The following is a 21,376-nucleotide window of genomic DNA, read 5'->3' as shown; positions in this document are numbered from 1 at the left end:
CGTCGACGTTCGTGTTGGCTCGCCGGGCTATCCGGCGGCGGCGACCGGTGCCGCGGCGCGCGCCCGGCCGCGAGCGGGGGCGGCAACTCGGACCCGGTTGGCCGGCCAGTGGGTGGCGACCCAGCTGGCGGGCAGCTGCCGCATCGGCGGCGGCGCGGGCTCCAGCACCTGCGTGCAGATGGCCAGCCACCACTCGTCATCGCCGGCGGCGGCGCTGCCCCGTGCGCGGTCGTACTGCGACTGCTGCACGGTGACGGTGCGCCAGTTCGTGCCCGAGGTGCCCTTGACCTCCACGGCTCGCCGCTGTTTCCGGCCGGCGACGGTCCGCCAGCAGTCGAGGTCGGCGCCCCAGCGCGGGCACCGCTCTCGGCTGATGACCGACCAGCCGGCATCGAGCAGTTCAGCCTGCACACGGTCACTGGCGGCGACCTCCACCGCATGGATGAACTCGTAGGCGGCACGGGATTGGTACAGGTGCCTGCGGTCGGCCGGCAGCATCCCGGTGCGAACCGAGCCGAGCCGGTGGGCGATGACCACCGGGTCGGGATCCGTGAGCACCCAGCCGGGCAGCCCACACGCTGCGGTCAGCGCGGCCGCCTCGGCTGGCGTGGTGCCCAGCAGCGCCTGCTGGCGGGTGTCGATGAAAGCCGGCAGGTGGGTCAGCTCAGGATGCTTGGTCCTGATGGTCTTGACGTCGACTTCGTTGCTGGCGAATCGGGACAGCGGGGCGTGCCAGACGTCCGTCACCGACCGGTTCGTCGGCCGGGCCAGCCGCCGGCGGTGCACATGGGTGACCCACCACGCCCCCACCAGGTGGGGCCCGCTGTCTAGCCGGCCAGTGCGCGGTCCGCCGCGGACGGCGCCGCGGAACACGATCACGAGGTCGCCGGCGGCGATGGTGTCGTGCGCGTCGGTGTGTCGCGTCCGCGGCGACTGCCCCGGCGCGGCCGGGGCGTCACCGATCCAGTTCTGCGGCGGTGCGGTGAAGTCCCACAGGTCGTCGACCGCCAGCGGGTCGGACGCAGCGAACCGGCCGGTGGGGCCAGATGCCGACGGGTCGAACTTCGCCACGAACACGCGGCGGATCTGCCGCTCCGGCGGCGGGCCCAGCGGCGCGATAATGCCGCCGAATGTGGGCACCGGCGCACCGCCGCTGTCGCCGTGGCGCTCGAGCAGCTGCCCGTGTGCCCAGTCCCGCTCTTCGGCCGCGTGGGCGGTGCTGAGCTCGTGGGACACCCGCCGAGGGCGGGCGGGTGGTGCGCCGAACAACGTGCCGGGGGTCGGGGCGGGAGGCTGCGGGGTGCGAGGCATGAGCGGTTCCCTTCGCCGAGGCGCTGACGGGATGGCGGTGCTGTGTGTGCCGGGTGGGCCGGGGCCCGTGAAGCGGTGCGGCCCGGACAGAACCGGACGGCGGCGGCCCCGGGCAGTGGCAACGACACCCGGGGCTCGCCGGTCAGAAGCCCAGCTCGTCCATGGCCGCGAGCACGACATCGGCCACCGCGGGCTGGATCAGGTAGGTCTTGCCGTCTTTGGTGAACGGCTTCTCCTTGACCCCGCGGGTGTTGCGGGCCGCGAAGCCGAAGGAGGACATGGCGCCGGCGTACTTGTAGGCGTCCAGCCCGGCGGCCTCCTGCGCTTGCTCCAGGCTCACCTCCGGTGCCCCCTCGGCGATCGCGCGCAGGATCTTGCGGGCGGTCGGGCGCAGCGCGGAGACGTAGCGCTTCATCTTCGGCTTCGTCCAGCCGTGGACGGTGCCGGCTGTGGCGGGTGGGCTCTCCGGCTCGTCGTCGACGAGCTCGAACTCGTCGGTCCCCTGCAGGAGGTCTTCGACGGTCTCGTAGCCGTACGCGTAGGCGAGCGCCAGGGCGACGTCTTCGGCGGCGTCCCGCTCGGGGTCGAACGTGATCGCGATCTGCACGTGATCTCCTATGATTCGTAGCGAGTTGCTATGGCCACATAATACTCGTGTGCGTCAGCGTTGTCATCCGTAGCGAGTCACTGGCAGACAGGTGAGACGCGAGGTAGTGGCGCTGCGCCTTCCCGAATGGGCCGCAGGGGGCAGCCAGAACCCGTTCAGCCATGTCGCACAGGTGAGACGCCGATCACTTCCAGGGCGACCTCTCGAACCGTTGCCACCCCACGCGGGTGACGTCGTCGACGGAGCCCTGGACCCATGAGTTCTAGGCACCGGACGCTGTGCCGCGGACAGCCGAGGACGGGGGACGTGGATGGCACGCAGGACGGTCTTGATGACCGCAGCACTGGTAGGTGCGGCCCTATTGGCCGGCTGTGGTGGCGACGCTGCCGCGGAAGCCGGCCCGACCAGCCCCCCGACGACCAGCAGCACAGCGCCGTCTCCGCTGCCGAGCGCCGTACCCGTCCCAACCCCGACCGCGACGCCCACCCGCACGCCAGGGGGCCCGGCGATCGCCGTCGTCGAGAGCGGCTGGTCCTACGATTCGGCGTTCGACACCGCGTCCTGGGGTGCGGTACTGAACAACACCGGCGGGGACTGGGGGCTGGTGGACGTCTCGGCGACCGCCGTGGACGCCACCGGCTTCGCGCTCGGCACTGACCAGGTGACGGTACGACGGCTGCCCACCGGGCAGATGGCCGTGGGCGGCAGCTTCAACGACGCCGCGGGCGTCACCGACGTGCAGGTCACCATCTCCGGCCCCGGGGTGTCCTACCTAGCCAACAACCCTCCGGTGACCGGGACGGTCACCGCCACAACGCAGATCCGCGGCGGTCCCGGCTTCGATGCTCAGGTGAGTGCCACCTTCGCCTCCACCCTCAGCTGGGACGTGGACAGCGGGAATCCGTTGCACCTGCTGTTCCGTGACGCGCAGGGCGCCATCGTCGGCGGTGCTGGCGGCTACCTACCGGCGGGCGTCCCGGCGGGCGGCCAGGCCACCATGTCGCTGTCCGGCTGGCTGTCGGTGCCCGCCGGCACCACCACGGTGGAGACCTACGTCGACGTCTTCCAGGGGCTCTGACCGGTGCCCCATTGCCGTCACATCAGCGCATGACAGCGTCCGGGTCCGGTCAGCGGATCACTCGCGAGTTCGCCGACACCTGGAGCGCCCGGTACGCGACGGACTACGACCACCAGGTCCTCAAGGTGATCGGTCCGGCCGTCGCCGAGCGTGACTTCTACACCCGTGACGAGTTCCTCGCCGTCTGCCGATGGAAGACACGACGCACAACCAGGAGCGTCGCCACCAACACCGCCGAGGACGTCCAAGATCTGACCGAGACGGCACTGGCCGCGCCGGAACGGCTCCGGCACCGCATCCTCGCGCTGCTCGCCGGCGTGCGGACACCGACGGCCAGCGCCCTGCTCATGGTCGCCGATCCGAAGCAGTTCACCGTGATCGACTACCGCTCGGTCGAGGCGCTTCAGGCGCATGGGGAGCTCGGCCCGGGCTGGCCCGGCTATGTGGACTATCTGGAGCGCTGCCGTGCGATCGCGCACGCGGTCGGCACCGATCTGCGCCAGCTCGACCGTGCGCTGTGGTGCTGGCACAAGTTCCGGCCCCGGTCGTGACGGTCGCGGCCTGACCACACCGCGCTGAGTCCTCAGCACCGGCGGCACGGAGCCACGCTCGCTGTGGGCTACTCGAGCGGGCTGGCGGCGCCGTCGGGGTGGTAGCGGGTTAGTCGGGCGTGCTCGTCGAGGCCGACCGTCGTGACACCGCGGGCGGCGAGGACCTCGCCGAAGGCGATGGTGCTGACCCCCTCGGAGATCGACGCGTCGAGCGCGGCGTTGAACGCTACCCGCTCGTCGGCGTTCATCTCCCGCTCGTCCAACCCACCGGCGACTGCGGCCATGACCCGGCGACGGGCCTCGGTGGATGGCGCCGAGCCGGCACGGCCGTGGGCCCTGTGGTCAGGTGACTGCTGGGCCGCATCTATACCCACCGCCTCATTCTGCTGCCGAACTCGCTCAAGCACAGCCGCCTCCCTCGTCGGGAGACGAGACACACGCAGTGCATCACGCCGAATCGGCGCACGGCCGGTGCGAACACGGCGCCATGCGCACGTCGAGGGGCCCGGCGATCAGCCGTATGGAAGGGGCCGCAGGTAGGGGCGAGCCTCGAGGGGCAGTAGAACTCGAGGGCCAGACGCGGTTGCACCGTCCCCGCTTCGCTCGCCCGCGGAAGCGCGATGGGTGGGCGATTGCCCACGCCACAGTGCCGAAGTCCCCCCTCGGACACCGAGTTGAACCCCCACGGCAATCCGGCCGATGGGGGTTCACCTGTCTCAACTGTCGGCACGCTCGTCTGATGCCTGAACACCGGCACCGGCACCGGCGTGCCTGCTCGCCGGGCGGACGGGCGTTCTGAAGCGCCTGCCCTGCACGTAGCGCCTGGTGCATGGCACGGTCGCGGTCATGACGTCGCCTGCCACCCCACCGAGCGCCACGCTCACCGCCCGCGCCCATGCTCGACCCGCACCGCGCCCTGAGGTCGTGCAGGTCTCCACCGAGGCCCAGGTCGCCCGCACGGTCCCGCCGCTGCTCGAGGCTGTCTGGACGGTCGCACCGTGACGTCCCCGCTCGGCCCGACCCTCGAGCACCGGGTGAGCCGCGCGACCCGCTACATCGAGCAGCAGCTCGACACCGCGGGCACCGCCACCTGGGCGGACACCCGGGAGCACCTCGCCGAGACCCTCGGCATCGCGCCGGCGCTCACCATCGACCCCGTCCTGCGGGCCGTGATCGACCTCGAGTCGACCGGCGCGCTCGCCCACGACCTCGAGACCGATGAGTACCGGCGGGCTCGACCGACCGACCCGCGGGAGGCGCCGCTCGCCGAGGTCGCCGACGCCGTGCTCGCCCTCGGCTGGCCGACCAAGGCCGACGGTGGGCACCGGACGATCTACCAGACCTTCGTGGCGCTCGACGGCAGATACCGGCACGCCGACGTCTACCGGGCGATGCACGAGCGGCTCAAGGGGCGCGAGCTCGAGCTGTACGCCATGAAGTGCTGGCGCGCCCGCGGCGAACTGGCACTCGCCGCGACCCGGCTCGCGGACCCGGACACCACGGTCGCGCAGGCACTCGCCGATGAGAGGAGGCTCGAGGCCCACCTCGTCGCCTCCTACATCGCGACGCTCGACTACAGGCCGAGGCTTGAGTACCGGATCGGGAGGGACGGGGGCACGGACCTCGTCGCGGACATCTACGACGAGCGTCGCCGCCTGATCGTCGAGGCGAAGGCCACCGTCGACGGACTGTTCCCGGCGATCGGGCAGGTGCACCGGTACCGATACCTCCTGAACCTCACAGCCGACCGGACGCTCGTCGACCGAGTAGCCGTACTGCTGCCCGGCGAACCTTCCCAGGACGACCTCTCATGCGCCGCGTCGATGTACCTGGATCTCGACGTGATCTGGCAGGACGGTGAAGACTTCGAGCACCGGGTGCTCAGGTGACCACGGCGGCACAGTCATCGTTGCCACATGGACCCCTCGGGCGGACTGCTGACCGAGGTTCGGCCGGGCAGCATCGTGCCCGACTACCGGACCGCCGAGCCGCGACACCCGACCGCGCCAGGAGTAGAACTTCCTACGTATTCGTGACCGGACCCGCTGGCGCCCACCGGGGGAAGCGGCGCGGTCCCGGGACTGCCCATGGTCCGGTTGGCTCAGACCGAGCGCAGGGGTGTGCGTATGTACCGTGTCGCCCCTCGGACACCGAGTTGAACCCCCACGGCGTCACTGGCCGGCGGGGGTTCGCTCGTCTCTGGCTTGGTCCGATTCGCACTGACGCACGGTGGGCGGGCAGTCGTTGCGACCGTCCGGACCGAGACCACGCACCGGGTGGACCCCCACGAGATGAGCGTGTCGCCGCCTGCAGATGGTGACCAGCAGCGCGGAGAGGGCGTCCCGGACCGGGTACGCGGTTGCGCGGTCCAGCCGTGCCACCAGGTCGAGGCGGCCGGTCACGAGGTCCCGGCGCGCGAGGAGCTGGGGACGTTTTCGCAGTGTGGACTGCGCGGAGAAGCGGACGGCAGGGCCACCACGGTCACCTCGAGGGCGATGAGGAGTCGCCGGCAACGAGTGGAGAGATCGACCGCGTTCGCAAGGCTGCGGGCCGAGGCCGCGTCTCTGGCCTCCCAGACGCTGACCCGTCCCCGGGCACCTACCAGACGCTGACCCGTCCCCGGGCAACAGCCACCGGCGCGGGCGTGGCGTAGAGCGCCGCCGGGCGAGATGTCGTGCGGCACTCCTGACTGGTGCAGCGTTGGTACGCGGATAGCTGAATGAGCTGCCGCTGCATGCGTGGTACCGGCCCGCCAGTCGCCGCGGGGAGTGGCCGCTCTCGGCGGCAGGACTTGGGGTCCGTGAACACGGGTTGTTCCCTGCCGCCGTCCCGGGACACAGGTCTCGATGGGCAGCGAGAACGATGGCCGTGTGAGTGTCTGTCTTCTTCGCTCCGCAGGAAGTCTCACCGGCTCCCCACCGCGAGCCCGGTAGGGCCGGGCGGCGGAGCGTCACCGCACAGGCTCCCCCTTCGACGGTGCCGCCTCTCCGGCAGCTCGGCGACCGGTACGCCGCTCCACGGCCGGAAGTTGCCGCTCACCACCCGTACGGTGATGCTCCAGCTGCAAGCCCTCTCCCCTGGACGGATGCCCCTACCGTGACCCGCTGTGCTGGCCCGATCTCGCCGTCAGGGGCAGTCGTCCTACCGCTATGGGCCGGTGAGACCGGTAGGGACCGGGGCAGCTGCCCAAGTCTCGGGACGCCGACGTGACGCGCGCCCAAGACCTCCTGCCGGAGGACGAGCGGTTGCGACTGGACGAGTGCTCGCGAGAACCGTTGCACGCACCGGGAGCTATCCAGCCACACGGAGTGCTGCTGGCGGTCGATCCGCACGACTTCACCCTCGTCCAGGCCAGCCGGAACGCCACGGAGCTCCTCGGCGTCGACGCGTCGCCGCGACTCGACGTGCGTGCCCGGCACGGTGCGTGGCCTGAGTGGTTCCCCCGTCTCCGGTCCGCACTCGCCGAAGCCCCCGGCGCCCCGGTCGAGGTCGTCGTCGGGGCCCGTCCGTTCGACGCCATCCCGCACGAGGCCGATGGGCTGCTGGTCATCGAGATGGAGCCGGCCCCGACGCAACCGGAGGCCAGGCTGGTCACCCAGCTTCACGCGGCGGCGCAGCGGCTCTCCACTGCCGTCGACGTGGACGAACTCCGAGCCGGGGCCGCCCGGGAACTGCGCGCGCTCACCGGCTTCGACCGCGTCATGGTCTACCACTTCCACCCTGACGGCCACGGCGAGGTGGTCGCCGAAGATCGATCCGCCGATCAGGAGCCCTTCCTGGGCCTGCACTACCCCGCGTCGGACATTCCGGCCCAGGCCCGCCGGCTCTACACGCTGCAGCCCTCGCGACTGATCGTGACCAGCGACTACGTGCCCGTTCCTCTGGTGCCTGCCGTGAATTCCCGGACGGGGGTACCGCTGGACCTGAGCCTGTCCCAGCTGCGCAGCGTCTCGCCACACCACCTGGAGTTCATGCGCAACATGGGCGTGGCGGCCAGCATGTCGTTCTCACTCGTTCGAGACGGCGAGCTCGTCGGGATGATCTCGTGCACACACCATCGGCCGCGCCACGTGCCCTACGTCGTGCGCCGTGCCTGCGATCTGCTCACCCAGCAGGTGTCCCTGCAGCTCCGCGTCATGTCAGAAAATGCGCGGCTGCGGCGGCAGCTGCAGATCCAGCAGGTACGCACGCTGCTCGTGGAACAGATGACGGAGAGCCCGGACGTCGGCGCAAGCTTGGTCGACGAGGAGGTCACCCTGCTCGACCTCGTGTCTGCGGACGGCGCGATCGTCTGCCTTGAGGAGCGCCATGTGGCCATCGGGCACACCCCTCCCCCCGCGGCGGTTGACGCGATGATCTCCCGGTTGTCACTCGCCGGTGACGGTGCAGTGCCGACCCTGGTCAGCGAGGCGCTCGCCACCGATCGACCGGACCTGGCCGACCTCGTTCCCACGGTGGCCGGCTTGCTCGTGGTCCCCTTCGGAGGCGACGGCGACTACCTCGCCTGGTTCCGGCGGGAGGTCATGCACAGCGTCGACTGGCTGGGTGACCAGTCGTCCAGCAACCGAGCGACGCCGCTGTCACCCCGGAACTCCTTCCAGCTCTGGCGACAGACGGTGAGCGGGCGTTCCCTGCCGTGGGAGCAACTCGAGGTGCAGGAGGCTTCTGAACTCCGCCGGGACGTGGACAACGTCCTGCTCCGCCGGGCCGAGGCCAGATTGGCCCATCAAGGCCTGCACGATTCGTTGACCGGGCTACCGAACCGCCGGCTGCTCATGGACCGGCTCGAGCACGCCCTGCATCGGCACGCGCGAGGGGTCCCCGTCGCCCTCCTGTTCATCGACCTGGACCGCTTCAAGCTCGTCAACGACTCCTTCGGCCATGACGTGGGCGATCAGCTCATCCAGCACGCGGCGCGGCGGCTGCTCGCCACCACCCGGGCGTCGGACACGGTGGCCCGCCTGGGCGGCGACGAGTTCGTCGTCCTGTGCGAGGACACCGACACCGGAGAGGCGGCCCTTCTGGCCGAACGCGTCGTCATGGGCTTCCAGGAGCCCGTCGACCTGAACGGCAAAGATGTGCGCATCACGGCCTCGGTAGGGGTGACCGTGGCCCAGGAGCATCACCGCGCCGCAGACCTGCTGCGGGAGGCCGACACCGCGATGTACCTGGCCAAGGACCACGGACGCAACCGCTTCTCCCGCTTCGAGGCCGGCCTCCGCTACCAGGCGCTCCGGCACCTGGACACCGAGGAGGCGCTGCGGCACGGACTCCCCCGAGGAGAACTCGCGCTGGAGTACCAGCCGGTTCTGTCGACGTCCGATGAGGCACTGCGGGGCGTCGAGGCCCTGCTGCGGTGGAACCGGCCCGGCTACGGAGAGGTGCCCCCGGACGACTTCATCCCGCTGGCCGAGGACACCGGCCTCATCGTCCCGATCGGCGAGTGGGTGCTCCGCGAGGCGCTGCACCAGGTCTCCGTCTGGCAACGGGCCGGTGCCGTGCCCGAAGGCTTTTCCGTCGCGGTCAACCTCTCCCCGCGGCAGCTGCTGGACCCCGGGCTGGTCCGTATGGTCGAACGACTCGTGGCCCACTACGGCCTGGAGCCCGCCGTACTGACTATGGAGATCACCGAGACGACGCTCATGTCCGAGCGCTCCGTCATGAGCGACGCCCTCGCCGCCCTCGCCGAGTTCGGTGTCTCCCTGTCGATCGACGACTTCGGCACCGGCTACTCCTCGCTCTCCTATCTCCGCTACCTCCCGCTCGCCCAGCTGAAGGTGGACCGGTCGTTCGTCGCCGGCATCCCCGGCAGCCCGCGAGACGCCGCCCTCGTGGCGGCCGTCGTAAGCCTGGCGCACGAATTCGGGATGACCTGCGTCGCCGAGGGAGTCGAGACAGCCGCCCAGTTGCAGCACCTGAAGAACTTGGGATGCGACCTCGTCCAGGGCTATCACCTAGGGCGACCCGCGTCGCCAGCCGCCCTGACGGAGGAGTGGCTCCCCTCGACCGGCGGGGACGGGTCGGCGCCAGTTGGTTGAGTCCGGGTCGCCTTGCACCTCCGGGATATCTCGGAGTTCAGGCCACGGCCGACGGCGGCTCGCTCGCGGATCTCGGGGGTTGTGCTCGACGAAACGCCGGGGATGGGCCGCCACGACGCCGTCCGGTCGATGGCCGAGCGTCATCCGCTTCCTCGTGGATCGCCGCCCAGCGAGGCCGATCCTCTCGACCGGCCTGAACAGGGTGCGGACCCCTGCGGTGTGCGGATTCCCCTCGGATACCGCGGGAACCCCCTGCGGCTTCCGCGCCGGGGGGACGCTGTCTCGGATGTCGGCATGGCCGCGCAGTGACTGAAGGACTACATCCGCCGGCTGTCCCGGGGCCCGGCCATCATCCGGTACCCGCGAGTTCGGGCGTGACTACATGGCGGCAGTCGAATCAGCCGGTCGACTCGGCACCATGGGGCCGCAGTGGGACGTCACCCGGAAGCATCGGCAGGGCAGGCGCCGGCGCCAAGCGCTGACCGGCACGGGCCTGAGCAGCCCGTGCACGGTCGCCCGGCTGCTCCGTTCCGCCGCGGGGCTACTCCGGTCGCCCGCCACGAAGGCCTTCGACCGGGTGACTCCGCTGTTGCTGGCGTCTCCGCTTGACCTGGTACATGTGCAGGTCGGCACACCGCAGCGCGTCGGCCGGGGAATCACCGGCGGTGGCGACGTGACTCCCGATGCTGGCACGGACGTGCACCTGCCGACCGTGGACGCGGTAGGGCTCGGCGAGGGCGGCATCCAGTCGCTCGACGAGGCCGGCGAGCTGCTCCGCTGAGGCACGGGGAACGGACACTGCGAACTCGTCGCCGCCCAGTCGGGCGATGGTGTCCTGCTCGCGGAGTACGCGGCGCAGCCGGTGGGCAACGGTCAGCAGAACTTCATCGCCGGCGTCATGCCCGAACATGTCGTTGACCGGCTTGAATCCGTCCAGATCGAGGAAGATCACACCCGCATCCGGCTCTTGGCGGCGCCCCGGGCGCGGCTCGAGGGTGAAGCTCAGGTGCTGGAAGAACAGCGCCCGGTTCGCCAGGCCGGTGAGCGGGTCGTGAGACGCCTCGTGGGCGAGTTCGTCCTCTGCCATCTTGCGGCGGCTGATGTTGACGTGCGAGACGACCGCCCCACCGCGAGAGCCGGTCAGCGGGGTGATCCGCAACAGGAACCAGCGTTCCACGGCCGGGGAAGGGCAGGGGTACTCGTTGTCGAACTGCACTGTCGCCCCGGTCAGCACGGCATGCAGACCGGCGATGACCGCAGCCGCTTCCGGACAGCCGGCGGCTGCAGCCCTCTCGCACACCGCCAAGTAGTTCACTCCGATACCGGTGCTGCTGGGGTTACCTCCGTTGTCCAGCGTGAACATCCGCCAGGCCCGGTTGACCATGACGATGGTGCCGGTGGCGTCGACGACCGCGGTGGCGTCCGGAAGCGCGTCGAGCACGGCCGCGGCGAAACCATCGTCGAACGCCGGGCCAGCTTCGTGCTCGTGCAGGCGCACGTCCATCAGTTCACCTCCCATCCCGGAGCTGGTCAGCGCAGTGCGATTTCGCTCGCCTGCCTCGCTGCTTAGCGGTCGGCAACCCTGGTCCGTTCCCCGAGCACCCAACGGCCCGTCTCACTCCTACGGAGGTCAACGTCCCCACGGCTCCCCGGTGCCGATGCATCGAGGTCGATCCCACATCCCGCGGCTGTCACCCGGCGAAGAGAGTCGTCCGACGAAATCCGGAGTAGGCGCGGCCGGGCTCGCCACCCGTGGACCGATCGTTGACTCACATCAACAGGCACGTCACTCTGCGCGGCATCCGGGGTACGGCGTACCCGTGCACGCTCGGCATCCGACCGGCGATCGAGTGGGTCATCGACCGCTACTGGGGAGGAGCGACAAGTCAGCAACCATCGTGATCGACTGCGGCGACTGGTCCCTACGTCACAGCGCGGATGCCCAGCTCTCCGCAAGGCCACACGTAGTGATCACGCCGGGATTCCCAGTTCGGGCGCTGCGCCGCTAGTCATACAGGTATGCAAGGGCCCTCGAAGTGCAGCTGCACGTTCTCTTGCGCCGGACAATGGCGACGCTCGACACCGCACCGTTCGCCGACTTCGGTGAGCCCGGCGCTCAGGCGTTGCTGCGCTTTGCCGAAGGCATCGGGCGGCTCGAGTAGGGCAGCATGGGGTCACCACTGCGGCGCCCCCGTCCAGGACCGCCCACCAAGCGGTTCGCGATGCACTGGCCGCTGGGGGCGGGGATGCCTTCCTTGCCCGTGCGGCGGCCACGAGTAGTACGGCGACCGGGTCCAGCGGCTCCACGTCAAGAACCTCAACCCGACTCCGGACCGACGGATCGAAATCGTGGGCCGCGGCGACATCGACTTCTCGTCGATCGTCGCGGCAGACGGCGGCAGCACCCGCTACTGCGTCGGCGAGCACGACCCGCGCTGGGGCGACCCGGGGTTCGCCCCTTCGAGGCCGCCGAGGTCGCCTTCGACCACCTCACCTGCACGACGTACCGAGAGAGCAGCACCCCGCAGGGGGGTTCCGGCTCGCCCGGGCCGCCCCCGCGCGTGCCGGGGGGGTGCGGCACCGGTGCGACCACCCCTGGGCGCAGCGCGCATGACGCCCCCCGACCGTGGCGACCGCCGTCACGGCTGATCCCCACGACTGCGGGGACCGGCCCCTCCCCGACCACCGGAGGACTCCTGTGCGGGCCAGCAGGCCCTGGATGCGCCGTTCGTCGACCGCCGGGCCGTCCGGCCCGGCGCTGCTAGGGCTGCGGTGCGGGAGCCGGGAGCCCGAGCGCCTGGTGCGCGCCGAACGAGAGCAGCCGCAGCAACCACTCCGCGAACTGGCCGGGTGTCGAGGGGATCCCGGCGTCGAGCCACCACACGACGGCGCCGAGCCCGGCCGCCGCGGTGTAGGCGGCGACGACGTCGACCGGCACCGGCGCGCTGATCCCCGCCGGAAGAACCGCCCGGATGCGCTGGAGGATCAACCCCCGCACGTAGGTCCGCAGGTCGGCGCGAATCTCCTGGGAGCCCCCGGCACCCACGATGCCGCGGTAGAAGCCGGCGTGAGCAGCTACGTGCTCGAGCAACGGGAGGACCGTCGCGGAGGCCCGTTCAAGGGAGTAGCTCGCCAGGTCCGGCGGTGGCGGACTGTCGCGCAGGCTCATGACACCGAACCGCTCCCCCACCACGTCCAGCAGCAGGTCGTACTTGTCCTGGTAGTGGAGGTAGAAGGTGGCCTTCTTCACCATGGCCTGCCGGCAGACCCGGGTGACCGTCACCGGCCTGGTACGACTGCTCCTCGACGACCGCCACCAGGGCCTGCCGCAGCGCTTGACGCGTGGGCCTGACCCGGGGGTCCGGCAGCTGACCGGTTCTCGACACTCGGCCTCCATCAGTCGTGTATGCGACCGAATGGCCGGAGGTGTCGCTCGCCGCACCGGGCAGCCGCTGGTGCGCAAAGTCGCAAAGTAGTGACGCGATGTCCTCTTGGCGACGGCTCGTGGCGCGCTTGACTCGAAGACGCCCGGGAAACACTCGTCGCCGACGGAGGGACCACCATGAGCGACGCGGACGGCCTGCACGTGGTCATCGGCGCGAGCGGCCGCACCGGTACCGCGCTCGTACGGGAGCTCGTCCGGCGCGGCCGACGGGTACGGGCGGTGAACCGCAGTGGGCGGATGACGCTGCCGCCCGGGGTGGAGGCCAGCGCCGGCGATGCCACGGACGCCGAGCGGATGCGGGAGGTGTGCCGCGGCGCGGGTGTGTCAACGGACCGATGACCGAGGACCTGCCGCTCCGGCCGGTCAGCTGGAAGGGAGTGTTGCGCGCCTGGCTCGCCGAGCGTGTGCTCGCTGCGCACAGCAGCGGGCGGGTGCGCACGGTCATCGGCCGGGCAACGGAGCTGTACGGGCCGCCGTCGAGTCCGTCCTGGGGCGCAACGTGTTCGGCCCGGCGCTCGGCCGTGGGCCCGCAATGTGGGTCGGGGACATGGATGAGCCACTGGCCCCCATGTTCATCGACGACTTCGCCCACGGCCTGGTGGACCTCGGCGAGCACGACGCCGCGCTGGGCCGGGCTTGGCACCTGCCCACGCCGCCACCGGGAACCGCCCGCACCTTTCTCGAGGAGTTGTTCGGGCAGGCGGGGCGATCGCTGAGGGTGGCGCGGCTGAGCGCCAACGCGGCTCGCGTCGTCGGGGGCGCCTGGCCGGTCGCCCGGGAAGGCGCCGAGATGCTGTACCAGTTCCGCCAGCCGCACTGCGTCGACGCAACCGCTTACCTCGACGCCTTCGGACCTGGTCGGGTCACCCCCTAGAGGGAAGGCATCGAGGCGACCGTCCGCTGGTACCGCAGCGCTCCCCGGCGGCCCCTGACCGCCCTCGGACGATGACCGTCTCTCGCCGTCGGGACGCCGGATGAGCGGGTCGGCGCACCCTGACCGGGACCGTCCGCGCCCACCCCGTTCCCAGCCCACTCCTGTGGTTCCTTCACGGTCGGACAGGCCGTCGCTTCCGCCCCCGTGGTGGTTGACCTCCCCACCGCGCCGTTCGTCGGCGTGAGCACGTTGCTCGGCCTGCTGCTGCCGCCCTCGCGAGCAACCTGGCCAAGGGTGCCGCCTGGCAGGGGTTCGTCCAGATCCGGCTGCGGGACCGACGCGTGCCCATTTCCGCCGTTCGCGGTCCCGAGAGCGGGCGCGCTGGACTGACGAAGGCCGCCCGCCGAGGCGCGTCAGGCGGCGGCCGCCGCCCTTCGGTCAGACGAGATCAGGATCGAGACCCGTAGGCGAGCCTCCGCCGTGCCGGTCGGGACCGGGGGTTGCGGCGGTCGGATCGCCGACGGCGGCTGGCAGCTGCACGAGGTGAGCCTCCGCAATGACTGTTGCTGGGGTCAGGGACCACGGTCCTGCCGGCCGGGAACTTCCATCTCGTCACTTCCGTCCCGCTGAGGCCCCCACCCGACGCGCCGCCCCCCTCGAAGAACGCCAGGACGTCGATCCAGTCCTCGCCGCTGTGAGGATCGTCGTCGGTGCGCCCTTGTGCTCACCGGGGCAGACCCTTCCTCGGCCAGCGACACCAGGCTCGTCTCCGGGCCGACCGGATCACGCGCGGCAGCAAGGACGGTCGACATGGCTCCGAGCGCTGCGGCCACCCCGCCGCGCCACCACCCGCCGTCGCCACTGGAGGTGACATGGGAACGCCTCGTGGAGCCGGGACCGGGCGAGCACACTCCTCTGACAGCCGGTTGACCGGTCCATCGGAGCGGAGGAGGGCCCGTGCGCCTGAGCGCTGGGGAGCACATCGACGCCGCGCCCTCCGACGTCTTCCGGTTCGTCGCCACCGAGCACTTCGCCAACCACCCGAGATGGGACCCCTCGATAATCGACATGACGCAGACCTCGGTCGGGCCGATGGGCCCCGGATCCACCGCGCGGGTGGTCCGGATCCAGGGCGGCAGACGGATCGAGGGGACCGTGACCGTCACTGTCTACCGGCCGCAGACCCACTTCGCCGCCACCGTCGACCACGGATCGTTCCAGCTGAGGCAGGAGGTCCACTGTTCTCCCCGGACGACGGGCGGAACCGACCTGGTCCTGGTGATCGACTCCCGGGCCAGCGGCGCGCTCCGCCTGGTGCTGCCCTTGATGAGGGCACGCTTCACGGGAACCATGCGCGCGAGCCTTCGATCGATCAGAGAGCGCATCGAGGAACGACCGCCTGGCTGACCGCATTGGCAGGTGAGACCGGCGCTCCCGTCATCGTGTCGAGCCGGCTCGGAGCCGTGTGTATGGAGCGTGTCGCCCCTCGGACACTTCGATGTGGGCGATCGCTCACCTCCCGGGCCTGCACAGGTCGCCGTTGTCTTGATCAACCGATGGCCACCGCCCCGGGCCCGGCAACCACCCGCCGGCTCCCGCTGCCGGGCGTACCGGTTCGCGGTCCGACGGCCCGTCTGACGCCGGCGTCGTCCAGCGACTGCCGGTCGCTGGTGCCGAACGCGTGGCCGTCCGCCCTGGAACCGGTCACGGCTGACCGCATGCTTCCGGCGCTGCGGTGAGCGCAGTTCGGCGACCCCCAGGCCTCCGGCTGGATCCGAGGACGGACGGTAGTGTTCGCGAGGTGACCGGCACGGGGCCGATGCTCCGGGAACGCGGCCTGCGGCGGGCGCTGAGGACCATGGGCGCGTTGGTACTGGCGATCCACGGGTTGGTGCACCTGATGGGTGTAGCGCTGCTGTGGCGGTGGGGCCAGCCCGGTGAGCTGCGGTACGCGGACGTGCAACCGGAGGCCGGCTCTGTTGCCGGCATGGCTGTCGGCGGGATCTGGCTGGTTGCCGTCGTGCTCTTCCTGCTCACCGCCGGACTCCTGGCCGCCCGTCGGCCGACGTGGCGTCCGGTCGGCTTGCTGGCATCGCTCATCTCGATCGCGGTGCTCCTGCCGTCGGCCTCTCTCGCCTGGGCGGGGCTGATCGTCGACGCGGCGGTGCTCGTCGCCATCGCCTTCGCCGTCGCATCCGCCCACCGGCAGCCGCGGCCCGCCGCCAGGAGCGGCCGATGACCCCTCCCCCGGCCCCGAGGTCCGCCCGCAGGGTCCGGGCCGAGTGGGACCGGCTGGCCGGACGGAGCCGGCCCGCCGAGACCTTCGATCCCGCGGCGGTGGCCGACCTCCCCGCGGCCGCACGCCGGTGGCTGCGGCACGCAATCGCCCCAGGGACGCCGCTGTGGCCGTCGGTGACACTCACCATGCACGGGCAGATCCGGCTCGGAGCCTGGCGACAGTTCACCGCCCAGCAGGTGCTCGCCCCTCCCCACGGCTTCGTGTGGGCAGCCACGGCCCGCCTGTTCGGCGTACCCGTCACCGGCTTCGACCGGTACAGTTCCGGTACCGGACAGATGAACTGGCGGCTCGCGGGGCTGGTCCCCGTGATGACCGCGACCGGACCCGACGTCACCCGCAGCGCCGCCGGCCGCCTCGCCGGCGAGATGGCCCTTGCCCCGACCACCTTCCGATCCGCTACCTGGACACCGGGCCGCGACCAGGACCACGCCGTCGTCACCTGGCGGATCGACGAGCACGAGGAGCGCGCCGAGTTCCACGTCGCTCCCGACGGACGGCTGCTCGGCGTCCTCATGCAGCGCTGGGGCAACCCTGGCGGTGAACCCTTCGGCCGCTACCCCTTCGGCGTGACCATCGAGACCGAGGAAACCTTCGACGGCGTCACCATCGGCTCCCGGCTCCGTGCGGGGTGGTGGTGGGGCACCGACCGGCAGGACGAAGGCGCGTTCTTCCGCGCCACCATCACCGGCGCCCGCTTCTGCTGACGGCCGATCCCACCGCAGGTTGCCGGCGACTGCCCCTTCCTCCCCGCGACCGGCGGCGAGCTCGCGGACCCGGGGCCTCCCCGTCGGTGGGCGGAGGCGGCCTCTGACTGGAGGGCCGGTCGCGTATCGAACCGGTCGTGGGGATTCCGATGACGGTCAGGGTGCCGGCGATGAGTGGGCGTCCCCCCGTGCGACGGCTAGGGGCGCCGCCTCGGATCTCGTGGGCCATCGGGCCGCATCCGACGGGGCCTGGAGACCGGTACACCCGCCGCGGCTGTGATCCAGCGGCTGGCCACGCGCCGCAGCAGCACGACGCGCGCGGAGGCGCTGACGGCGGCGCTGACGGCGGCGCTCTACGTCGGTCTGCCGCTGCTGCTGCTCGTCGTGGGCGGCACCGGGATCGCCGCGTGGCGGCGATCCCGGTGCCGCCTGGAGGGTCTGCGGCGCTCGAGCGGATCGACCGGTGGCGGTCAGGCGTCGCGTCGGCGCAGCGCGACCGCACCGGCGACGAGGGGCACGAGGGCGTAGGCGGCGACGACGAGCACTCCGGTCAGCGGGCTGAGGTCCTTGCCGACGGAGGCCAGGGAGTCCTCGCCGCCGCCGAGGAACGCTCCGGCTGCCGGTACGGGCAGGTAGTCCACCAGTGTCTGCACCCAGCTCAGGTTGATGAACGTCAGCACGCCGGGCAGGAGGAGGAGCACGGTGATCGCCACGGTGATAGCGGCGGCACTGGACCGCAGCAGAGTCCCGATGCCGAGGGCGAACACCGCGGCGGCGACGAGGAAGTACACCGTGCCGCCGAACACCTGCCAGGTATCCGCGTCGCCGAGGGCGACGGTGCGGTCCTGCCCGGAGAGGATCGGCATCGTCACCACGAAGGCCAGCGCGATCGACACGGCGGCCACCGCGGCGGTGACCGCGGCCAGCGCGAGGGCCTTGGCGGCCAGCACCGGCAGCCTGGTGGGTACCGCGGCCAGGGTCGAGCGGATCATGCCGGTCGAGTACTCGCCGGTGATCAGCAGCGCGCCGAGCACCGCGATGGTCAGCATGCCGAGCTGGAAGCCGCCGGACACCACCTCGGCGCCGGTCAACGCGGCCGTCGCGGCCGCGGTCGCCGGGTCGGCGGCGACGGCGTCGAGGGAGAAGGCCACGGCCAGGGAGACGCCGACGATCAGCGCCACGGTCGCCGCGAGCACCCACCAGGTGGATCGCAGGGACAGCAGCTTGATCCACTCCGCGCGAAGTACGCCGGTGAAGGTCAGGCGTGCCCTCGCGGCCGGTGCGGGAGCAGGCGGCGGAACGGCGGCGACGGGGTCGGGGGCAGCGAGGGTGGTGCTCATCGGTTCGTCTCCTCAGCGGTGGCAGGCATGCCGGTGGATGTCGTGTCAGCGGTGGCGGCGGAGAGGGTGGCGTCGGAGCGGTACTCGACGGCGTCCTGGGTGAGGCTCATGTAGGCCTCTTCGAGGGTGGCGCTGCGCGGGCTCAGCTCGTGCAGCACGATCCCGGCGGCCAACGCGGTCTCCCCGATGGTCTCGGCGTCGACCCCACGGAGCTCGAGCGTCCCGGGCTCGGGCGAGGTGACGACGACGCCCTCGCCTCGAACCAGGTCGGCCAGCTCGCCGGCGCGTGGACTGCGCACGCGGACGGCAGCAGCGGAGACGGAGTCGATGACCTCCTGCACCGGGCCTACGGCGATGATCCGGCCGCGGCCGATGACCAGGAGCTGGTCGGCGGTCTGCGCCATCTCGCTCATCAGGTGGGAGGAGAGGAAGACCGTCCGCCCCTCGTCGGCGAGCGACCGGACGAGCCGGCGCACCCACTGCACGCCTTCGGGATCCAGGCCGTTGACCGGCTCGTCGAGGATCAGGGTGCGGGGGTCCGCAAGCATCGCCGACGCGATGCCGAGGCGCTGGCCCATGCCCAGGGAGAAGCCCCCGACGCGTTTGCCCGCGACGGTGGCCAGGCCGGTCATCTCGATGACCTCGTCCACGCGGGAGGCGGGGATGTTGTGGGTGGCGGCCATGGTGCGCAGGTGGGAGCGGGCGCTTCGGCCGGGGTGGACGGCCTTGGCGTCGAGCAGCGCACCGGCCTCGCTCAGCGGAGAACGGTGGTCGGCGTAGGGCTTGCCGTTGACCGTGACCGACCCGGAGGTGGGCCGGTCCAACCCCATGATCATCCGCATGGTGGTGGACTTGCCGGCGCCGTTCGGTCCGAGGAAGCCGGTGACGGAGCCGGGGGCGATCGTGAAGCTGATGCCGTCGACGGCGATCTTGTCGCCGTAGCGCTTGGTGAGCTCGTGTGCCTCGATCATGACGCTGCCTCTCGGAAGTGCTGCTGGATGGACGAGGTCGTCGGTCCGGGGAGGCGGAGGACGACGTTGCCGCGCTTGTGGCCGGTGTCGACGTAGCGGTGCGCCTCGGCGATGTCGGCCAGGTCGAAGGTGCGGTCCCGGACCGCCCGGTAGGCGCCGGCCCGGGCGAGAGCCACGAGCGCCCGGAGATCCTCGGCGGTGGGCTTGCCGCCGTCGGTGGTGATCCGGTGGCCGGTGCGCCGGCTGCGGATCGGGGCGCGCAGGATCGCGGGCAGGTCGGCGATGACGAGCAGCAGCGCGCCGCCCGGCCGGATCAGGTGCCGGACGCGCTCGTACGGGGCGTTGCCGACGCAGTCCACGATCACGTCGTAGGTGGCGGGATCGGCGGTGAAGTCCTCGGTCGCGTAGTCGATCACCCGGTCGGCTCCCAGTGAGCTCACCAGGTCTCGGTTGGGCCCGCTGCAGACCGCGGTGACGTGCCCGCCGGCGTGCTTGGCCAGTTGCACGGCTGCGGTGCCGACCGCGCCGGAGGCGCCGTTCACCAGCACCGTGGCACCGGGGACGAGGTGCGCCTGCTGCAGGAAGCGGCGGGCGATGAGGCCGCCGAAGACGAGGGTCACGGCGTCCTCGAACGTCATGTTCGGGGGCTTGTGGGCGACCGCGCCGTCGGGCCGGATCCGGGCGTACTCGGCGTGCCCGCCGAAGGCCGCCCCCAGCATCGCGATCACCTCGTCGCCGGGCGCGAACCGGGTGACGCGGTGCCCGACGGCCTCGACGACGCCGGCGGCGTCCATCCCGAGCACGCGCCGCTTGGGACGGAGCAGGCCGATCCCGGTAGCGGCGAGCAGGCCGAGTCCGCGGGGCACCTCGCGGCTGCGGGCGCGGTGGTCGGCGGCGCTGACGGTGCTGGCGTGCACCCGGATGAGGACGTCGTCCGGCCCCACCGTCGGCCGCGGCACCTCCTCGACGCCGACGGTGTCCGGCCCGCCGAAGCGGCGGTAGACCGCGGCCCTCATCGCTGGTCCTGCCGACCCTGCAGGGCGGCGACGGCGGCCGGCTTGAAGCCCTTGACGACGAGGTAGACGCCGAGGGAGAACTCCCACACCGCGATGGGGAGCGCGCCGAGGAGCGAGGCGGGCGAGGTGCGGTCGTACAGGTCGAAGAAGATCGCCAGATCCGAGGCCAGCAGCAGCGGGGCGCCGATCAGGCCGATGGTCGGGAGGATCCGCGGCACGAGGCCGGAGCGGTACAGGACGGTGCCCAGGCAGAGGGCGTTGAAGACCGGCATGAGGCTCTGGCTGAGCAGGAACGTCCAGTCGTAGGTCGCGGACAGGGTGTGGCCGGCGGTGAGCAGGGACGCCGGGTCCGCGTCGGCAGTGCCGGCGACGTCCTGCCGCAGGGTGACCAGGGTGAGCACGCTGACGACACCGACGATGATGAGGGCGCCTTCGACGACCCGGGAGGCTACGAACCCGAGCGCGGCGGTCTCGCTCTGCCGCCGCGCGACGCGGAACAGCACCACGGCGGTGCCGATGCCGGCCAGGGCGACGACGACCTCCGACAACGCCGCCCAGACCACGCCGACGTCGCTGCCGGCGCCGAGGACGAAGTCGTCCTCCTCCCGCACGTCCTGGTACATCGCGAGGGTCGGAACGGACACGAAGGTGAGCAGGTAGAGGATGCCGGCGGCGCGGGAGGTGCGCCGCATCGGATCGGTGGGGACGATGGTCGTCGGTGCGGGTGGGGTGGTCGTTGCCATCGCGATCTCCTGGTGGGTGCTGGCCGCAACGGGTGCGCGGTCGTCGGATCAGTGGCTGTCGAGGCGGGTGACCGAGACCAGGGCCAGGCCCAGGTCCCGGATGCGGGTGAGGACGCCGTGCAGCGCGGCCTGGTCGGCAACCGGGCCGGACAGGACGGTGGTGCCGTCGTCGGCCGCGGTGAGGCTCAGGCCGTCGAACCAGGGAGCCCAGCGGGGGCCTAGTCGGCCCTCGATGCGGATCTCGTAGCGCCCCCCGTCGGAGAGACCGAGGTGCCGGTTCTCCGCCATCGCCGACCTCCTGGCCGCTCCGGGCCGGGAAGGTTCCCGGTCGCCGCTCCGGCGTCTGCTCGGTACGGCACGGAACGTAGGAAGCCGGAGGGTGAGTGCGGATCACCATGT

At 71.4% G+C, this 21,376-nt stretch carries 19 protein-coding genes and 1 pseudogene; 10 read left to right on the top strand and 10 right to left on the bottom strand.

Features of this window, described 5'->3' with window-relative positions; genetic code table 11:
• Positions 1-27 precede the first annotated feature (27 nt).
• Both ACI794_RS06275 and ACI794_RS06270 read right to left on the bottom strand, forming a co-directional pair.
• On the bottom strand, positions 28-1,236 hold the full coding sequence (locus tag ACI794_RS06275; RefSeq protein WP_456615897.1) for a hypothetical protein: 1,209 nt from the start codon (positions 1,234-1,236) through the stop codon (positions 28-30).
• 217 nt (positions 1,237-1,453) lie between these two features.
• Positions 1,454-1,918, bottom strand: a complete 465-nt coding sequence (locus tag ACI794_RS06270) for a hypothetical protein (RefSeq protein WP_456615896.1) — start codon at positions 1,916-1,918, stop codon at positions 1,454-1,456.
• Between the two features lie 310 nt (positions 1,919-2,228).
• Between ACI794_RS06270 and ACI794_RS06265 the strand changes: the two genes are divergently transcribed.
• Together ACI794_RS06265 and ACI794_RS06260 are read left to right on the top strand one after the other, a co-directional pair.
• Positions 2,229-2,996 carry a hypothetical protein gene (locus ACI794_RS06265; RefSeq protein WP_456615895.1) on the top strand — a complete coding sequence of 256 codons (768 nt, stop codon included), beginning with the start codon at positions 2,229-2,231 and terminating at the stop codon, positions 2,994-2,996.
• Between the two features lie 29 nt (positions 2,997-3,025).
• Positions 3,026-3,547, top strand: coding sequence for a hypothetical protein (locus ACI794_RS06260; RefSeq protein WP_456615894.1), 522 nt, complete (start codon positions 3,026-3,028; stop codon positions 3,545-3,547).
• 68 nt (positions 3,548-3,615) lie between these two features.
• Here ACI794_RS06260 and ACI794_RS06255 read toward each other — a convergent pair whose 3' ends face one another.
• Entirely contained in the window at positions 3,616-3,831 is a 216-nt protein-coding gene (locus ACI794_RS06255) for a hypothetical protein (RefSeq protein ID WP_456615893.1), read from the bottom strand.
• Between the two features lie 562 nt (positions 3,832-4,393).
• Here ACI794_RS06255 and ACI794_RS06250 point away from each other — a divergent pair.
• The 3 genes from ACI794_RS06250 to ACI794_RS06240 all read left to right on the top strand — a co-directional run bounded on the left by ACI794_RS06250 (position 4,394) and on the right by ACI794_RS06240 (position 9,585).
• A complete protein-coding gene (locus ACI794_RS06250; RefSeq protein WP_456601687.1) occupies positions 4,394-4,549 on the top strand; it encodes a hypothetical protein in 156 nt (51 codons plus the stop codon).
• Complete coding sequence (locus ACI794_RS06245) at positions 4,546-5,436, top strand: hypothetical protein (RefSeq protein ID WP_456601688.1); 891 nt, start codon at positions 4,546-4,548, stop codon at positions 5,434-5,436. Before ACI794_RS06250 ends, ACI794_RS06245 begins: the two co-directional genes overlap by 4 nt.
• A 1,317-nt stretch (positions 5,437-6,753) precedes the next feature.
• A complete protein-coding gene (locus ACI794_RS06240) occupies positions 6,754-9,585 on the top strand; it encodes an EAL domain-containing protein (RefSeq protein ID WP_456615892.1) in 2,832 nt (943 codons plus the stop codon).
• Between the two features lie 541 nt (positions 9,586-10,126).
• Here the strand turns inward: ACI794_RS06240 and ACI794_RS06235 are convergent.
• Both ACI794_RS06235 and ACI794_RS06230 read right to left on the bottom strand, forming a co-directional pair.
• Positions 10,127-11,089, bottom strand: coding sequence for a diguanylate cyclase domain-containing protein (locus ACI794_RS06235; protein ID WP_456601690.1), 963 nt, complete (start codon positions 11,087-11,089; stop codon positions 10,127-10,129).
• 1,257 nt (positions 11,090-12,346) lie between these two features.
• On the bottom strand, positions 12,347-12,868 hold the full coding sequence (locus tag ACI794_RS06230; RefSeq protein WP_456615891.1) for a TetR/AcrR family transcriptional regulator: 522 nt from the start codon (positions 12,866-12,868) through the stop codon (positions 12,347-12,349).
• Between the two features lie 270 nt (positions 12,869-13,138).
• On the opposite strand from ACI794_RS06230, the pseudogene ACI794_RS06225 reads away from it, so the two are divergent.
• The 5 genes and pseudogenes from ACI794_RS06225 to ACI794_RS06205 form a co-directional block, all read left to right on the top strand.
• Positions 13,139-13,369, top strand: a pseudogene (locus ACI794_RS06225) (NAD(P)H-binding protein); the annotation flags it as partial.
• 208 nt (positions 13,370-13,577) lie between these two features.
• A complete protein-coding gene (locus tag ACI794_RS06220) occupies positions 13,578-13,904 on the top strand; it encodes a hypothetical protein (RefSeq protein ID WP_456601804.1) in 327 nt (108 codons plus the stop codon).
• 957 nt (positions 13,905-14,861) lie between these two features.
• Positions 14,862-15,311, top strand: a complete 450-nt coding sequence (locus ACI794_RS06215) for an SRPBCC family protein (protein ID WP_456615890.1) — start codon at positions 14,862-14,864, stop codon at positions 15,309-15,311.
• Positions 15,312-15,705: 394 nt separating this feature from the next.
• A complete protein-coding gene (locus tag ACI794_RS06210; protein WP_456615889.1) occupies positions 15,706-16,143 on the top strand; it encodes a hypothetical protein in 438 nt (145 codons plus the stop codon).
• On the top strand, positions 16,140-16,907 hold the full coding sequence (locus ACI794_RS06205; RefSeq protein ID WP_456601694.1) for a DUF6544 family protein: 768 nt from the start codon (positions 16,140-16,142) through the stop codon (positions 16,905-16,907). Before ACI794_RS06210 ends, ACI794_RS06205 begins: the two co-directional genes overlap by 4 nt.
• Before the next feature lie 470 nt (positions 16,908-17,377).
• Here ACI794_RS06205 and ACI794_RS06200 read toward each other — a convergent pair whose 3' ends face one another.
• The 5 genes from ACI794_RS06200 to ACI794_RS06180 are packed head-to-tail and all read right to left on the bottom strand — an operon-like array spanning position 17,378 to position 21,265.
• Positions 17,378-18,247, bottom strand: a complete 870-nt coding sequence (locus ACI794_RS06200) for an ABC transporter permease subunit (RefSeq protein WP_456615888.1) — start codon at positions 18,245-18,247, stop codon at positions 17,378-17,380.
• Positions 18,244-19,218: an ABC transporter ATP-binding protein gene (locus ACI794_RS06195; RefSeq protein ID WP_456615887.1), complete on the bottom strand. Its 975-nt coding sequence runs from the start codon at positions 19,216-19,218 to the stop codon at positions 18,244-18,246. Before ACI794_RS06195 ends, ACI794_RS06200 begins: the two co-directional genes overlap by 4 nt.
• Entirely contained in the window at positions 19,215-20,234 is a 1,020-nt protein-coding gene (locus tag ACI794_RS06190; protein WP_456615886.1) for an NAD(P)-dependent alcohol dehydrogenase, read from the bottom strand. Before ACI794_RS06190 ends, ACI794_RS06195 begins: the two co-directional genes overlap by 4 nt.
• Entirely contained in the window at positions 20,231-20,977 is a 747-nt protein-coding gene (locus ACI794_RS06185; protein ID WP_456615885.1) for a DUF4386 domain-containing protein, read from the bottom strand. The genes ACI794_RS06190 and ACI794_RS06185 overlap by 4 nt, the downstream gene beginning before the upstream one ends.
• Before the next feature lie 48 nt (positions 20,978-21,025).
• A complete protein-coding gene (locus ACI794_RS06180; protein ID WP_456615884.1) occupies positions 21,026-21,265 on the bottom strand; it encodes a hypothetical protein in 240 nt (79 codons plus the stop codon).
• Positions 21,266-21,376 lie beyond the last annotated feature (111 nt).

The sequence above is a fragment of the Blastococcus sp. SYSU DS0541 genome (genome assembly GCF_054050875.1).
Note: the sequence above shows the minus strand (reverse complement) of the source record. Positions and strands in the feature narration are given on the sequence as shown.

Coding starts and splice junctions, on each gene's coding strand:
- ACI794_RS06220 (WP_456601804.1), top strand. CDS start 13,578: ATGGATGAGCCACTGGCCCCCATGTTCATCGACGACTTCGCCCACGGC.
- ACI794_RS06195 (WP_456615887.1), bottom strand. CDS start 19,218: ATGATCGAGGCACACGAGCTCACCAAGCGCTACGGCGACAAGATCGCC.
- ACI794_RS06190 (WP_456615886.1), bottom strand. CDS start 20,234: ATGAGGGCCGCGGTCTACCGCCGCTTCGGCGGGCCGGACACCGTCGGC.
- ACI794_RS06205 (WP_456601694.1), top strand. CDS start 16,140: ATGACCCCTCCCCCGGCCCCGAGGTCCGCCCGCAGGGTCCGGGCCGAG.
- ACI794_RS06185 (WP_456615885.1), bottom strand. CDS start 20,977: ATGGCAACGACCACCCCACCCGCACCGACGACCATCGTCCCCACCGAT.
- ACI794_RS06200 (WP_456615888.1), bottom strand. CDS start 18,247: ATGAGCACCACCCTCGCTGCCCCCGACCCCGTCGCCGCCGTTCCGCCG.
- ACI794_RS06180 (WP_456615884.1), bottom strand. CDS start 21,265: ATGGCGGAGAACCGGCACCTCGGTCTCTCCGACGGGGGGCGCTACGAG.
- ACI794_RS06235 (WP_456601690.1), bottom strand. CDS start 11,089: ATGGACGTGCGCCTGCACGAGCACGAAGCTGGCCCGGCGTTCGACGAT.
- ACI794_RS06265 (WP_456615895.1), top strand. CDS start 2,229: ATGGCACGCAGGACGGTCTTGATGACCGCAGCACTGGTAGGTGCGGCC.
- ACI794_RS06250 (WP_456601687.1), top strand. CDS start 4,394: ATGACGTCGCCTGCCACCCCACCGAGCGCCACGCTCACCGCCCGCGCC.
- ACI794_RS06260 (WP_456615894.1), top strand. CDS start 3,026: ATGACAGCGTCCGGGTCCGGTCAGCGGATCACTCGCGAGTTCGCCGAC.
- ACI794_RS06255 (WP_456615893.1), bottom strand. CDS start 3,831: ATGGCCGCAGTCGCCGGTGGGTTGGACGAGCGGGAGATGAACGCCGAC.